This is a genomic window from Streptomyces sp. Sge12 (genome assembly GCF_002080455.1).
Lineage (GTDB): Bacteria > Actinomycetota > Actinomycetes > Streptomycetales > Streptomycetaceae > Streptomyces.
Genome location: NZ_CP020555.1, coordinates 4963484 through 4976652, shown reverse-complemented (window position 1 = coordinate 4976652; position 13169 = coordinate 4963484). Strand labels below are relative to the sequence as shown.

Annotated in this window: 14 protein-coding genes; 3 read left to right on the top strand and 11 right to left on the bottom strand. The window is 71.1% G+C overall.

All coding sequences use genetic code 11. The features are described 5' to 3' along the window. Positions 1 to 19: 19 nt before the first annotated feature. The 7 genes from B6R96_RS22230 to clpS form a co-directional block, all read right to left on the bottom strand. Positions 20 to 970, bottom strand: coding sequence for a PLP-dependent cysteine synthase family protein (locus tag B6R96_RS22230; RefSeq protein WP_030390445.1), 951 nt, complete (start codon positions 968 to 970; stop codon positions 20 to 22). Beyond that, entirely contained in the window at positions 970 to 1248 is a 279-nt protein-coding gene (locus B6R96_RS22225; RefSeq protein ID WP_030010597.1) for a MoaD/ThiS family protein, read from the bottom strand. The genes B6R96_RS22230 and B6R96_RS22225 overlap by 1 nt, the downstream gene beginning before the upstream one ends. A 97-nt stretch (positions 1249 to 1345) precedes the next feature. Continuing rightward, positions 1346 to 1453 (bottom strand): putative leader peptide, encoded by a 108-nt coding sequence (locus tag B6R96_RS38810; protein WP_314252769.1) that lies wholly within the window; start codon positions 1451 to 1453, stop codon positions 1346 to 1348. A 77-nt stretch (positions 1454 to 1530) separates the two neighbouring features. Continuing rightward, entirely contained in the window at positions 1531 to 1953 is a 423-nt protein-coding gene (locus B6R96_RS22220) for a Mov34/MPN/PAD-1 family protein (RefSeq protein WP_030390443.1), read from the bottom strand. Positions 1954 to 2096: 143 nt separating this feature from the next. Beyond that, on the bottom strand, positions 2097 to 3536 hold the full coding sequence (locus tag B6R96_RS22215) for an amino acid permease (protein WP_030390442.1): 1440 nt from the start codon (positions 3534 to 3536) through the stop codon (positions 2097 to 2099). 318 nt (positions 3537 to 3854) lie between these two features. After that, positions 3855 to 4457, bottom strand: a complete 603-nt coding sequence (locus tag B6R96_RS22210) for a DUF2017 domain-containing protein (protein ID WP_030390441.1) — start codon at positions 4455 to 4457, stop codon at positions 3855 to 3857. Further along, positions 4457 to 4771 (bottom strand): ATP-dependent Clp protease adapter ClpS, encoded by a 315-nt coding sequence (gene clpS / locus B6R96_RS22205; protein ID WP_030010601.1) that lies wholly within the window; start codon positions 4769 to 4771, stop codon positions 4457 to 4459. Before clpS ends, B6R96_RS22210 begins: the two co-directional genes overlap by 1 nt. Positions 4772 to 4914: 143 nt before the next feature. On the opposite strand from clpS, the gene B6R96_RS22200 reads away from it, so the two are divergent. Continuing rightward, positions 4915 to 6243 (top strand): nicotinate phosphoribosyltransferase, encoded by a 1329-nt coding sequence (locus tag B6R96_RS22200; protein WP_030390440.1) that lies wholly within the window; start codon positions 4915 to 4917, stop codon positions 6241 to 6243. 281 nt (positions 6244 to 6524) lie between these two features. Continuing rightward, the gene (locus B6R96_RS22195; protein ID WP_030390439.1) at positions 6525 to 7124 is read left to right on the top strand and encodes a nicotinamidase; all 600 of its coding nucleotides are present in this window, start codon (positions 6525 to 6527) and stop codon (positions 7122 to 7124) included. A 28-nt stretch (positions 7125 to 7152) separates the two neighbouring features. On the opposite strand, the gene B6R96_RS22190 is transcribed toward B6R96_RS22195, so the two are convergent. Further along, positions 7153 to 7455: a hypothetical protein gene (locus B6R96_RS22190; RefSeq protein WP_030011756.1), complete on the bottom strand. Its 303-nt coding sequence runs from the start codon at positions 7453 to 7455 to the stop codon at positions 7153 to 7155. Positions 7456 to 7567: 112 nt separating this feature from the next. Continuing rightward, a complete protein-coding gene (locus tag B6R96_RS22185; RefSeq protein WP_051779889.1) occupies positions 7568 to 9928 on the bottom strand; it encodes an immune inhibitor A domain-containing protein in 2361 nt (786 codons plus the stop codon). 470 nt (positions 9929 to 10398) lie between these two features. Here B6R96_RS22185 and B6R96_RS22180 point away from each other — a divergent pair, with 470 nt between their 5' ends. Continuing rightward, positions 10399 to 10704 carry a hypothetical protein gene (locus B6R96_RS22180; RefSeq protein ID WP_081523392.1) on the top strand — a complete coding sequence of 102 codons (306 nt, stop codon included), beginning with the start codon at positions 10399 to 10401 and terminating at the stop codon, positions 10702 to 10704. Between the two features lie 132 nt (positions 10705 to 10836). On the opposite strand, the gene B6R96_RS22175 is transcribed toward B6R96_RS22180, so the two are convergent. Both B6R96_RS22175 and B6R96_RS22170 read right to left on the bottom strand, forming a co-directional pair. Further along, on the bottom strand, positions 10837 to 11571 hold the full coding sequence (locus tag B6R96_RS22175) for an RDD family protein (protein WP_030390435.1): 735 nt from the start codon (positions 11569 to 11571) through the stop codon (positions 10837 to 10839). Positions 11572 to 11659: 88 nt separating this feature from the next. Further along, complete coding sequence (locus B6R96_RS22170) at positions 11660 to 13138, bottom strand: RDD family protein (RefSeq protein WP_081523390.1); 1479 nt, start codon at positions 13136 to 13138, stop codon at positions 11660 to 11662. Positions 13139 to 13169 lie beyond the last annotated feature (31 nt).

Below are 13169 nucleotides of genomic sequence, written 5' to 3'. Positions count from 1 at the left end.
TCCGAGGACCGGGGTCGGGTTACGCCCAGAGTTGGCCCTGGAGGACCTCGATGGCTTCTTCCGTGGTCGCGGCCGTGTAGACGCCCGTCGACAGGTACTTCCAGCCGCCGTCGGCCACGACGAAGACGATGTCCGCCGATTCGCCCGCGGCCACCGCCTTGCGGCCGACGCCGATCGCCGCGTGCAGGGCGGCTCCCGTGGAGACGCCCGCGAAGATGCCCTCCTGCTGGAGGAGCTCCCGCGTGCGGGTCACCGCGTCCGCCGAGCCGACCGAGAAGCGGGTGGTGAGGACGGAGGCGTCGTAGAGCTCGGGGACGAAGCCCTCGTCCAGGTTGCGCAGCCCGTAGACCAGGTCGTCGTAGCGCGGCTCGGCGGCGACGATCTTGATGCCGGGTACGTGTTCGCGCAGGTAGCGGCCGACGCCCATGAGGGTGCCGGTGGTGCCCAGGCCGGCCACGAAGTGGGTGATCGAGGGGAGGTCCGCGAGGACCTCCGGGCCCGTGGTGGCGTAGTGGGCGCCCGCGTTGTCCGGGTTGCCGTACTGGTAGAGCATCACCCAGTCCGGGTGCTCCGCGGCCAGTTCCTTGGCCACCCGGACCGCGGTGTTCGAGCCGCCGGCGGCCGGCGACGAGATGATCTCGGCTCCCCACATGGCCAGCAGGTCACGCCGCTCCTGGCTGGTGTTCTCCGGCATCACGCACACGATGCGGTAGCCCTTGAGCTTGGCCGCCATCGCCAGCGAGATCCCGGTGTTGCCCGAGGTGGGCTCCAGGATGGTGCAGCCGGGCCGGAGCCGGCCGTCCTTCTCGGCCTGCTCGACCATGTGGAGCGCGGGGCGGTCCTTGATCGAGCCGGTCGGGTTGCGGTCCTCCAGCTTCGCCCAGATGCGGACGTCGTCCGAGGGCGACAGCCGGGGCAGCCGGACCAGCGGCGTGTTGCCGACCGCGGCCAGCGGGGAGTCGTAGCGCATTACTTCGATCCGCCGGCCACGGCCGGGAGGATGGTGACGCTGTCGCCGTCCTTGAGGGCGGTGGAGATGCCGTCGAGGAAGCGGACGTCCTCGTCGTTGAGGTAGACGTTGACGAAGCGGCGCAGCTGGCCGCCGTCGACGATGCGCTCCTCGATGCCCTTGTGACGGGTTTCCAGGTCCGCGAAGAGGTCGGCGAGGGTCGCGCCCTCACCGGAGACGGCCTTCTCGCCTTCGGTGTAGGTGCGGAGGATGGTGGGGATGCGGACCTCGATGGCCATGGCTGTCTCCAGTCGTCTGGGAGTGCGTGAGAAGCGTGAGAAGCGTGAAAAGGTGCGGCGCGCGGTTCGTCGGCCCTGCGCGCGGAAGGGCTCCGGATCAGAGCGCAGGACAGATGGCGCTGGCGAGGCGGCACAGGTCGACGTGCAGCCGCGCCACGAGCAGCAGCCTGCCGGGCGTCTCGATGCTCACGTCGTGGGAAACCATGCGGTCATGTTAACGATTCCCGGTCCCCCGTTTGGAGTGTGATCCCGCATCGTGGACGTCCACCGCTCACATGGTGGTCAGTAGGCCTCGACGACCTGCACTTCTTCCTCGGTGATCACTCCGTCGACGATGCGGTAGGAGCGGAACTGGAATTCGCCGAGGCCGTCCTCGTCCGCCGTCGAGACGAGGACGTAGTGGGCGCCGGGCTCGTTGGCGTAGGTGACGTCCGTCCGCGAGGGGTAGGCCTCGGTCGCGGTGTGCGAGTGGTAGACGATCACCGGGTCCTCGTCGCGGTCGTCCAGGTCGCGGTAGAGCCGCAGCAGATCCTTCGAGTCGAACTCGTAGAACGTGGGCGAGCGGGCGGCGTTGAGCATCGGGACGAACCGCTCGGGGCGGTCGGTGCCCGCCGGGCCGGCCACGACACCGCACGCCTCGTCGGGGTGGTCCTTGCGGGCGTGCTCGACGATCCGGTCGTACAGGTCCTGGGTGAGGGTCAGCATGAGCGACAGGATAAGCAGACGGGCCCTTCCGTACCGAGGAGTGGTACGGAAGGGCCCGCATGGTGGACACGAGGTCCGTGGGAGCGCGGTTCCCGGCCGCGGCAGGCGGCCGGGACCCGGTACTGCGGTGGTGCTCGGGGGTCCTACGAGGCCTTGCTGAAGGCCGCGCCGCGCGGGTCGCGGGACTTCATGACCAGGTAGGAGACGCCCAGGATCAGGCCCCACAGCGGGGCGCAGTACAGCGAGACGCGGGAGTCCTTGTCGGCGCCCATCATCACGATGACCATGCCGATGAAGAGCAGGGCGAACCAGCTGGTGTACGGGGCGCCGGGGGCGCGGAACGCGGACTGCGGCAGCTCGCCGCGGTCGGCCTTGGCCCGGTAGCGGATCTGGCAGACCAGGATCATGATCCAGGCCCACATGCCGGAGATGGTGGCGAAGGAGACGACGTAGTCGAAGGCCTTGCCCGGGGCGACGTAGTTGATCCAGACGCCGACCAGCATCAGCGCGGCGGAGAAGGTGGTGCCGATGAGGGGGGTGCCGCTCTTGGTGAGCTTGGTGAAGAACTTCGGGCCCTGGCCGTTGAGCGCGAGGTCGCGCAGCATGCGGCCGGTGGAGTACATGCCCGAGTTGCAGGAGGACAGGGCGGCGGTCAGCACGACGAAGTTGACGATCGCGGCGCCGACGCCGAGGCCCATGCGCTCGAAGGCGGCGACGAAGGGCGAGACGCCGGGCTGGAAGTGCGTCCACGGGACGACCGACAGGATCATGATCAGTGCGCCGACGTAGAAGACGGCGATGCGCCACGGCACGGTGTTGATGGCCTTGGGCAGGGTCTTCTCGGGGTCCTTGGACTCGCCGGCGGTGACGCCGACCAGCTCGACGGCGAGGAAGGCGAACATCACGATCTGCAGGGTCATCAGCGTGCCGCCGATGCCCTTGGGGAAGAAGCCGCCGTCGTTCCACAGGTTGGAGACGGTGGCGGTGTCGGCCGCGTCGGAGAAGCCGATGGTGAGGATGCCGGCGCAGATCAGGATCATGCCGACGATGGCGGTGACCTTGACCATGGAGAACCAGAACTCCAGCTCACCGAAGAGCTTCACGGAGATCAGGTTGGCGGCGTAGAGGATGACCGTGAAGATCAGCGCGTAGGCCCATTGCGGGAAGCTGTCATGGGTCCAGTACGACATGTACTGCGCGGCCGCGGTGACCTCGGTGATGCCGGTGACCACCCAGAACAGCCAGTACGTCCAGCCGGTGACGTAGCCCCAGAACGGGCCCAGGAACTCGCGGGCGTAGTCCGAGAAGGAGCCGGAGACGGGCCGGTACATGAGCAGCTCGCCCAGGGCCCGCATGATGAAGAAGATGACCAGGCCCGCGATGGCGTACGCCAGGATCAGGCTGGGGCCGGCCTTGGAGATCGCCTTGCCCGCGCCCAGGAACAGGCCGGTGCCGATGGCGCCGCCGATCGCGATCATCTGGATCTGGCGGGCGCCGAGCGTGCGGTGGTATCCCTCGCCGCCGTCGCCCTGCGTGCCCTCGCCGGGCTTCTTGTCGTGCTGCTCGACCTGCACAGAGGTCATGTCTGGTGCGCCTTTCTCCACGCCGACCCGCGCCGTCGTTGGCTGCGGATCGGGTCCTCGATCCCCCCGGATACGGATGGAGTTGCACGCCGGCGGTCAGCCGGTCCAAGCGAGCCGGGGGACATGGGTGGCGTCCCGTCGGCGATCGTGAAGATTTATCACGTGCTTACGGCTGCCCGAGGGGGAGAAATGTGGCGCAGGGCATCAAAAAATCACCCCAAAGCCCTAGAAGTGGATCAGATCACCGCATGGCGGTGATCTGATCGTTATCCGGATTTGAGCGTCCGCTGAGCGAACGATGTTCCCGCTTGAGGATTCTCAGAGGGTTTCGATCAAGGTTTCCTGGAGTCCGCCGAGCCAGAGGTAGGCCATCACCATCGGCTTGCGCGGGTCCTCGTCCGGCAGCCGGAACAGCATCGCGCTCTCGTCGTCCTCGGTGATGTCGAGGCGGGCCGCGATGGTCAGCCGCAGGTCGTTGAGCGCGCCGAGCCAGCGCAGCGGCAGCTCGCCGGAGAGCTCCAGCACCGCCGCCCCGTCGCCGGCCGGGGTGAGCCCGTTCAGGCTGCGTACGACCGCGAGCGCGTCCTCGCGCTTGCGGGCACGCAGGTCGTTCTCGGTGAAGCGGCGGAACTCCGCCGAACGGGCCTCCAGCTCCTGCGGGTCCACCCCCTTGTCGCCGCTCCCGTCCGGGGCCCCGTACGCGTCGGGGAAGAGCCGGGCCAGCGCCGGGTCGGACGGGGGCTCGGAGGGGCCCTCGGCGAACAGCGCGGCGAGCGGGTCGGCGTCCTCGGCCGGCTCCGGCTCGCCGGGGCCGATCAACTCCAGCAACTGGACGGCCAGGGAGCGCAGGATCGAGATCTCGATCTCGTCGAGCGCGATGGCGGCGCCGCCGCCCTTCATGGACTCGAAGGTGCCGCCCATCAGTTGCGGTCCTGCGAGAGGGTCGCCCACAGGCCGTAGCCGTGCATGGCCTGCACGTCGCGCTCCATTTCCTCGCGGGTGCCGCTGGAAACGACGGCCCGCCCCTTGTGATGGACGTCGAGCATCAGCTTGTGCGCCACGTCCTTCGAATAGCCGAAGTACGCCTGGAACACGTACGCCACGTAGCTCATGAGGTTGACCGGGTCGTTGTGCACCAGGGTCACCCAGGGGACGTCGGGTTCGGGGACCGCGAAGGTCTCTTCGGCGGATTCGGTGCGTTCGATCTCAACAGGAGCAACACTCACTCGTCCCATGCTGCCACCTCGACTGCGCCGCTGCCCAAACAGGGGCCGGACGGCCCCCGCCACCGACCGTTCCCCTGCCCCGTGACGGGCCCGTTCCACAATCGGCACCCACATCTCGTCACTTTGACGAAATGTGCGCTAGCATCCCAGCCATGAACCCTGCGGACCTGGGCCTGCCGGTGGACGTGCCGTCGACAGCGCTCTTCACGGACCATTACGAGCTCACGATGTTGCAGGCCGCCCTGGCCAACGGCACCGCCGACCGACGCTCGGTCTTCGAGGTGTTCACCCGGCGGCTGCCCGAAGGACGCCGCTACGGTGTGGTCGCCGGAACCGGGCGGGTGCTCGACGCGGTGGAGAACTTCCGCTTCGACGGCGCGGTGCTGGAGTTCCTGCGCGAGCGGGCCGTCGTGGACATGCGGACCCTGGACTGGCTGGCCTCGTACCGCTTCTCCGGCGACATCTGGGGCTACCCGGAGGGGGAGGTCTACTTCCCCGGCTCCCCCGTCCTGCGGGTGGAGGGCAGCTTCGCCGAGTGCGTGCTGCTGGAGACCGTGATCCTGTCGATCCTGAACCACGACTCGGCGATCGCCGCGGCCGCCTCCCGGATGTCCTCGGCGGCGGGCGGACGCCCGCTGATCGAGATGGGCGCCCGGCGCACCCACGAGCTGGCGGCCGTCGCCGCGTCGCGGGCCGCGTACGTGGGCGGCTTCACCTCCACCTCGGACCTGGCGGCCGGATTCCGGTACGGGATCCCGACGGTGGGCACCAGCGCCCACGCCTTCACCCTGGTCCACGACAGCGAGCGGGACGCCTTCACCGCGCAGGTGGCCTCGCTGGGGCGGGGCACCACCCTGCTGGTGGACACGTACGACGTGGCCGAGGCCGTCCGCACGGCTGTGGAGATCGCCGGACCGGAGCTGGGCGCGGTCCGGATCGACTCGGGCGACCTGCTGCTGGTGGCCCACCGGGTGCGGCAGCAGCTGGACGAGCTCGGCGCGACCTCGACGAAGATCGTGGTCACCTCGGACCTCGACGAGTACGCCATCGCCTCGCTGGCGGCCGCCCCCGTGGACGCGTACGGCGTGGGCACCCAGCTGGTGACCGGCAGCGGGCACCCGACGTGCTCGATGGTCTACAAGCTGGTCGCGCGGGCCACCTCGGCCGACCCGAAGGCGGCGCTGGCACCGGTGGCGAAGAAGTCCTCGGGCGGCAAGACCTCGATCGGCGGCCGCAAGTGGGCGGCGCGGCGGCGGGACGCGGAGGGGGTGGCGGAGGCGGAGGTGATCGGCGTGGGGCCGGTGCCGGCGGCCCTGGCCGACCAGCAGCTCCTGACCCAGCTGGTCAAGGCGGGCGAGGTGGTCGCCCGCGAGCCGCTGGAGGCGGCCCGGGACCGCCACCGCGCGGCCCGCGCGGGCCTGCCGCTGTCCGCGACGCAGCTGTCCCGCGGCGAGGCGGTGCTCCCCACGGAGTACGTGTAGCCGCGCCTCCGCGGCCGGGGCGCCGCCCGGACCCCTACGGCGCTCCGCGCCCGCGTCTGGAACGCCGGCGGGGCCGGTCCGGCCGGGGCCGCCCGCCCGGCGCCGCTCGGGTCGCCCGCAGGGCGATCCCGGCCCCGACGGCGTTTGAGACGCGGGGGTCCGGGGGCAGAGCCCCCACGCGGCGCAGCCGCCGTACAGCACAGCGGGGAAGGGGCCGGGCGGGGCAATGGCCCCCGCAGGGCCCCGCCGCCGCACAGACACATCGAGCCGAAGGACACGTCATGCACCGCGCACTGATCGTCGTCGACGTACAGAACGACTTCTGCGAGGGCGGCAGCCTCGCGGTCACCGGCGGAGCCGACGTCGCCGCCGCCGTCACCGAGTACATCGGCCAGGCCACGCCCACGTACCGGCACGTCGTCGCCACCCGTGACCACCACGTCGACCCCGGGTCGCACTTCGCCCGCCCCCCGGCCGAGCCGGACTACGAGACGTCCTGGCCCGTCCACTGCGTGGCCGGGACCGAGGGCGTGGGCTTTCACCCGAACTTCGCCCCCGCCGTCGCCTCGGGAGCCGTCTCCGCCGTCTTCGACAAGGGCGCGTACGAGGCCGCGTACAGCGGCTTCGAGGGCGCCGACGAGAACGGGACGACGCTCGGCCAGTGGCTGCGGGACCGGCAGGTCACCGAGGTGGACGTGGTCGGGATCGCCACCGACCACTGCGTGCGGGCCACCGCCCTCGACGCCGCCCGCGCCGGCTTCGGCACGCGCGTCCTGCTGGACCTGACCGCCGCCGTGGCCCCGCACACGACCGCACGGGCCCTGGACGAGCTCCGTGCGGCCGGGGTGACCCTCGTCGGCGGCCGGGCGGACACCCCCTAGGCCGAGACGGCCCGGGGACCCCCTGGGCCTAGGTGCCCAGCAGGGCCCGGATGGGGTGCCAGAGCTCCTGCGCCCGGTCCGGTGCGCCCCGCCAGAGCAGCCCGTCCGGGTGGTGCAGGACGGCCGTGACCTCGTCCGGCGTGGGCGGGTGCGCGTTGCCCCGCAGGTACACCGCCCGCATCCCGAGGTTCCGCAGCCTGGTCAGGGCGCGGGCCCGGTTCGCGGCGTGCACCAGCACGCGGACATTTCCACCTTCTCCGGACGGCCTCGGCAGCATGAGTGCAACCACCACACTGCCGCCCGGCAATCTGACAAAACCTCCGCCTGGCATGGCTGTCATCTCCCCCGTCAATAAGAAACTCGTACCGGGCATCTAAACGCGAACGGCCGCCGCCCGCTAGAGGGCGACGGCCGATCATGCTTTGACCTGCGGTTTTACCGAATTACTTCGAGGAGGGACCCACCTCGACGGTCATGACCTCACCGTCGTAGGTCTCCTTCAGGATCTTGATCTTGGTGTTGGTGTCAGTGACCTTCACCGATCCGGTCGGGTTCTCGTCGTAGTAGTACTTGCCCTTGTGGTCGTCGAAGACCAGGTTGGCGGGCTTCGGCTTCAGGAACAGCTCCTCGCCGTTCTTGTGCAGCGTGAAGGCATCCGTCGAGTACGCGCTGAAGGTGGCGTCGTACGGCTGGATCTTGTTGCGCAGCAGGGTGCCGTCCGCCCACTTCATGGGCTTGGCGTTGGCGTCGATCGGCAGGATCAGGCCCTGGCCCGGGTGGACGCTGGTGTTGTTGTCCTTCTGGCTGGTGTCCCACTGCCAGATGAGCAGACCGTCCTGGTACGGGTAGTGCTCGACCCAGTCCGGCTTGGTGTTGCCGAAGCCGAAGTTGTACGGACCCACCTTGAGGGTGGAGTCGTACGACACGTAGCGGCGGTTCTCGGCCAGGTAGTACTGCGCGTACTCCTTGGTGAAGCCGCTGCCGATGCGCGAGAAGCCCTTGCCGGTCCAGCCGTTGTCGCCGTTCTCGGCGCCGTCGGTGAACAGCGCGGAGCCGTCCGCGGTGATGTTGAGGGCGTCGGCCGCGAAGCCCTTGCCGCCCGCGCCGCCGTCCGTCTGGTAGCGGAAGCGGAGGTCGACCTTCTTGCCCGCGTAGGCGTCGAGCGGGAAGTTCAGGTTCTTCCAGGCACCCGAGACACCGGTGAGCGACGGGCTGCCGGAGGCGTCGGCCGGGATGGCCGTGCCGTCGGCGGTGCCGGCGAGGGCGGTCCAGGTGGCGCCGCCGTCCGTGGACACCTCGGTGTAGAGGTAGTCGTAGTCGGCCTCGATGTCCCACCAGCCCTTGAGGGACAGGGCGGCGGACTTCTTGCCCGTCAGGTCGACGGAGCGGGTGAGGGTGTTCTTGAGGTCGTCACCCATGTTGCTCCACCACTGGGCGGAGCCCTCGGCGGGAGCGACGATGTCCGTCTGGACCTTCTTCTTGGGCAGCTCGACGACCAGCGCCTGCTTGTCCTTGGTGTTGAAGGCCGACACGCCCAGCTTGTGGGTGGACTTCGTCGCGGCCTTGGCCGTGTCGTAGTTCAGCCAGCCCAGCTGGAGCTTGTCCCAGGCGGTCATGTCGCCGGGGAGGTCGCCGATGGAGTCCTTGCCCTTGCCGAGCCAGGAACCGGCCGACATCAGGGACCAGAAGCCGACGCTGTTGTCGCCGCCACCGGAGGTGTCGTACAGGTCGGGCAGGCCGAGGTCGTGGCCGTACTCGTGCGCGAAGACGCCGAGGCCGCCGTTCTCGGGCTGCATCGTGTAGTCGCCGACCCAGATGCCCGTGCTGCCGATCTGGGTGCCGCCGGCCTTGTTGTTGTCCGGGCCGGTCTTGCCCGCCGCGGTGCCGTAGGCGTACCAGCGGTGCGCCCACAGCGCGTCGGGGCCCTGCACGCCGCCACCGGCCGACTCGTCCTCGCCCGCGTGGACGATCTGGAAGTGGTCGATGTAGCCGTCGGGCTCGTTGAAGTTGCCGTCGCCGTCGAAGTCGTAGCGGTCCCACTGGTCGTACTGGGACAGCTGCGCCTTGATCTGCGCGTCGGTCTTGCCGGCCTTCTTCTGCGCCTCGGACCAGGCGGTGACGCCGTCCTTGACGGTGTCCCACACGTTGGAGCAGTTGCTCTGGCCGCAGAAGTTGGAGCCGTAACGGGCCTCGTTGTACGGGACCTTGACCCAGTCGGCGACCTCGCCCTCGACCGAGTAACGGCCCGAGGAGGTCTTCTCGTAGTAGGTCTTCAGCGAGTCCTTGCCCTGACCCGTGGCGAAGTACAGGTCCTGGAAGTACTGACGGCTGAAGTCCTTGCGCCAGGCGGTGCTGTTGTCCTTGGCGCGGTCCGGCTGGGCGATCGTGTTGTGCATCGGACCCGGCGTACCGCCGAACTTCGGAACGGCCGGCTTCGGGCCGGGGCCGTCCGGGTCGTGCATGGTCGTGTTGTCGACCTGGTCGCCGAACTCGACGAGGATCGTGAAGATCTTGTCGGTCTTCTCGCGGCCGAGCTCGACGTACTTCTTGTCGTCCAGCTTGACGACCTTGGAGGCGCCGCGCTGCTCGACGCCCTTCTTGCCCTGGAGCACCTGGTCCAGAGCGGCCTTGCGCTGCTGGGCCTGCTGCTCGCTGAACGGGCCCTTGAGGTCGTGCTCGACGACCTTGGCAGGAGCGGTCGGGTCCTGCCCGTCGGCCCCGGCCACGGGTGCGGCCTGGACCTTGCCCTCGGCCTGGGCCGCGGTGACGGTGAAGAAGGTGGCGCTTGTCGCACAAGCGGCCATGGTCACGGTGACGGCGGCAGCACGTATCGCACGCCGTCTGGCGGAATTGCTGGTCACTTGATGTCGTTCCCCTCCCGCGGCCGCAACGTTGGTCGGAACTTCTCCATAGGAGCGGGGGGTTCCGCGCGGCGCGCGTCTCAAGTGACGACATTTGACCGGAGGGAAGCAAGAAAAGACAGACCTTGACTTGACCCTTACAACTGCACTATGCGGTCAGGGAGTTCCGCTATCCGGACGTTCCACAGCCATACGGGGCGAACGCCCCTTCCCGACCCCGCTGACGGTCCGTCCCGTCCCCCTTTCTCCCCCCGGCACCACCCGGAAAATGATCCCGTGCGCCCCCTGTGCTCCGGCACCGTGTGTTAGGTCACGCTTACCGGCGGTCCGGCTCGGGCATCCCGTCGTAGAGTCCCTCGACGCGCGAACCGGTCGAGCCGACTCCCCCTCCCCTCCCGAGGACGGATATCGCCATGCCGCGACCGACTGCCGCACAGCTCGCGTACGGGTCCGCCACGGTCGTCGTGTCGACGATCGCCATGCTGCTGCTCTCGCAGACGACCACCGGCCTCGGCGTCGCGGTCATCTCCGCCGCGGCGCTCGCCCTGGGTCTGCTCGTCGCCCTCACCGTGCCCCTCCCGCGCCGCCGCGGCCGCCATGCGGCCCGTACGGGCGCCCCCGCGACCGACGCGTCCCCCGCGGACCGGCAGGGCGCGACCGGGGCCGCCCGGGTGCCCGAGCCCCGGACGGCCACGGCCGAACACCCCGTGCACCACTGAGGATCCGCTGACGCTCCGCCGGCGATCCGCTGAGGATCCGCGCCCGACGCGGCGCGGGCGGCCTCCCCGGAGGGAGACCGCCCGCGTTGCGCTGCGTGGTGCCCGCGTGATGCCCGCGCCCGCGCCCGGCGCCTAGGTGGTGGCCCGGACCACGACCGTCTTGGCCACCTTGTCGTGCAGGCCCTGCTTGTACGGCTTGTCGACCAGGATCGAGACGATCAGCGCGATCGGCCACAGGCAGGCGCAGCACAGCAGCGTCGGCAGCCAGAGGACCGCGGCCCGGGTCAGCGAGGCACTGGAGCCCGGCACGCTGCCGTCGTTGAGCATCGCGACGCGCAGGCCCATGGCCTTCTTGCCGACCGTCTGGCCGCTCTTCTTGGTGAACCACCAGTCGTAGCCGACGTACGCGACGATCGAGATCAGGGTCATGATCAGGCCGCTGCCGCTGTAGGACCTGGTGACGACCTCGCTGACGTCCTCGCCCTGGTCCGTGTTGAACCGGTAGCGGTTGGTGCCGAAGGCCAGCTGGATGAGTGCCAGCGGGATGGCGATGATCAGGACGTCGATGATGCGCGCGAGGAGCCGCTTGCCGAAGTCGGCGAGCGGGGGCATCCCGGCGAGCGGGTCGGGCATGCCGTAGCCGCCGCTCCCGCCGTACGGGTCCCCGCCGCCGTACGGGGGCGGCGGTGGCGGGTAGCCCCCGCCGCCGCCCGGGCCTCCGGGCGGGGGCGGCGGCGGACCACCGCTTCCGGGGGGCGGCGGCGAGCCGTACGGCGAACCGCCCGACGGAGGCGTCGGTTCCTGGGGCTTCTTGAGGAACGGGTCGTCCTCGGGCGGCTGGCCCGGCGGCGGCTGGTCGGTACTCATGGCCCGAGTCGAACCCGGCTCCGGCGGCCCCGCAACGGGACCGCGTCCATTCGGGGGGAGGGCCGGTTCGGGAGGCGGCGGGACGCGCTCAGCGGGCCACGTACGTCCCTGCCGCCTTGTCGTGCCAGGCCTGGCGGCGCGGGCGGTCCACGAGGCACCAGAGGCTGCCGGGAAGGCCCAGGAGGGCGTACACCAGCCAGCGGCGCAGGGCCGCACCGAAGGTGGGCGGGCGCAGGGTGGCGGTGGCCAGGACCCGGACGCCCAGCAGCTTCTTGCCCGGGGTGCGGCCCCAACGGGCGGTGGGCAGCGCCTCGTACAGGATCCCGAAGAGGAGGACCGCGCCGAGGACCAGGCCCAGCCGGCCGGCGATGGTGGCGTCGAGGAGCCAGACGGTGGTGGTGCGGCCGCTCACCCGGGCGGCGTCGACCTTGGCCTCGATGTGGGCGGTGGCTCCGGGCAGCAGGGGCCGGGCGACCGCGGCCGCGACGGCGGCCAGGACGAGGGAGTCCAGCACGCGGGCCACGGCGCGGCGCACCAGCCCGGCGGGGCGCACGGCCCGTTCGGCCATGCGCTCGAACACTTCCCGGGGCGTACGGGCCCCCGCGGGCCGGGAGCCGGAGTCGCCCGGGCGGGCCTCCTCGGGCCCGCGCGGCTCGGGCGTACGCGGCCGGGGCTCCGCGGCGATCCTCGGGCGCACTCCGGCGGGGCGCGGCGCCCACACCTCGGGCCGGTCGGCGGCCGGGGTTTCGGGGGTGGGCGCGGGAGACGGCGCTGCCGGGCGGGGCCGGGCCGGCGCGGGGGCGGGCGTAGGCGCGGGCGTGGGGGCGGGGGCTGCGGCGGCAGCCTCGGGCCAGGAGGAGGTGAGCCCGGACCCGCCGGCTCCGGGGGCGTCGGGCCACTGCGGGGCCGGGGCCGAAGCCGGGGCCGAAGCACGGGCCGGGGCGGGGGCCGGGTTCTGGGCGGCCGGGGAGCGCACCGACAGGATCCCCGCGGAGGCCTGCTCGGGCCGTCTCGTGGGCGCCTCGGCGGGGGCGGCCGCAGCGGCCGCCGTACGGGCCAGCGAGATGCCCGCCGACCGCGGGGAGGGTTCCGGGACCGGTTCCGGATGGGCTTCCGGTTCGCGTTCCGGTTCGGGTTCCGGATCCGGCGCGCTGCCCCACGACACCCGGTGGTCCCGGGGCCCGCCGAAGCCGGCCTGGTGCACGGGGTCGGCCTGCCACACCACGGGCTCCGCGGCCGCCTCGGCAACGGGCGCGGGGGCGGGTGCGGGGACATGGGCGGGAGCGGGCGCGGGTGCGGGCTCCGGAAGCGCCTCGGTCATGGAGGTCTCGTCCAGGAACACCGGACCGGTCTCGTCGGCGCGCGGAACGTGCCCGCCGCGGGCCGCGGGGGCGGCCGGCGCGGCGAGGGGAGCGGCCTGCGCGGCGGGGGCCGACTGCGGGGCAGGACGGCTCGTGCCCGGAACCCAGGCCGCGCCGTTCCAGTAGCGGATGTACCCCGGGATGGACGGATCCGGGTAGTAGCCCTCGCGGGCCGCGTGCTCGCCGTCACCAGGGGAGGCCGTCATGTCCCCAACTCCGATCGTGGCTTGAGGCTTG

Excerpts from the sequence above, each read along its gene's own strand:
- B6R96_RS22230 (WP_030390445.1), bottom strand. The coding sequence starts at position 970 with ATGCGCTACGACTCCCCGCTGGCCGCGGTCGGCAACACGCCGCTGGTC.
- B6R96_RS22225 (WP_030010597.1), bottom strand. The coding sequence starts at position 1,248 with ATGGCCATCGAGGTCCGCATCCCCACCATCCTCCGCACCTACACCGAA.
- B6R96_RS38810 (WP_314252769.1), bottom strand. The coding sequence starts at position 1,453 with ATGGTTTCCCACGACGTGAGCATCGAGACGCCCGGCAGGCTGCTGCTC.
- B6R96_RS22220 (WP_030390443.1), bottom strand. The coding sequence starts at position 1,953 with ATGCTGACCCTCACCCAGGACCTGTACGACCGGATCGTCGAGCACGCC.
- B6R96_RS22215 (WP_030390442.1), bottom strand. The coding sequence starts at position 3,536 with ATGACCTCTGTGCAGGTCGAGCAGCACGACAAGAAGCCCGGCGAGGGC.
- B6R96_RS22210 (WP_030390441.1), bottom strand. The coding sequence starts at position 4,457 with ATGGGCGGCACCTTCGAGTCCATGAAGGGCGGCGGCGCCGCCATCGCG.
- clpS (WP_030010601.1), bottom strand. The coding sequence starts at position 4,771 with ATGGGACGAGTGAGTGTTGCTCCTGTTGAGATCGAACGCACCGAATCC.
- B6R96_RS22200 (WP_030390440.1), top strand. The coding sequence starts at position 4,915 with ATGAACCCTGCGGACCTGGGCCTGCCGGTGGACGTGCCGTCGACAGCG.
- B6R96_RS22195 (WP_030390439.1), top strand. The coding sequence starts at position 6,525 with ATGCACCGCGCACTGATCGTCGTCGACGTACAGAACGACTTCTGCGAG.
- B6R96_RS22190 (WP_030011756.1), bottom strand. The coding sequence starts at position 7,455 with ATGCCAGGCGGAGGTTTTGTCAGATTGCCGGGCGGCAGTGTGGTGGTT.
- B6R96_RS22185 (WP_051779889.1), bottom strand. The coding sequence starts at position 9,928 with ATGGCCGCTTGTGCGACAAGCGCCACCTTCTTCACCGTCACCGCGGCC.
- B6R96_RS22180 (WP_081523392.1), top strand. The coding sequence starts at position 10,399 with ATGCCGCGACCGACTGCCGCACAGCTCGCGTACGGGTCCGCCACGGTC.
- B6R96_RS22175 (WP_030390435.1), bottom strand. The coding sequence starts at position 11,571 with ATGAGTACCGACCAGCCGCCGCCGGGCCAGCCGCCCGAGGACGACCCG.
- B6R96_RS22170 (WP_081523390.1), bottom strand. The coding sequence starts at position 13,138 with ATGACGGCCTCCCCTGGTGACGGCGAGCACGCGGCCCGCGAGGGCTAC.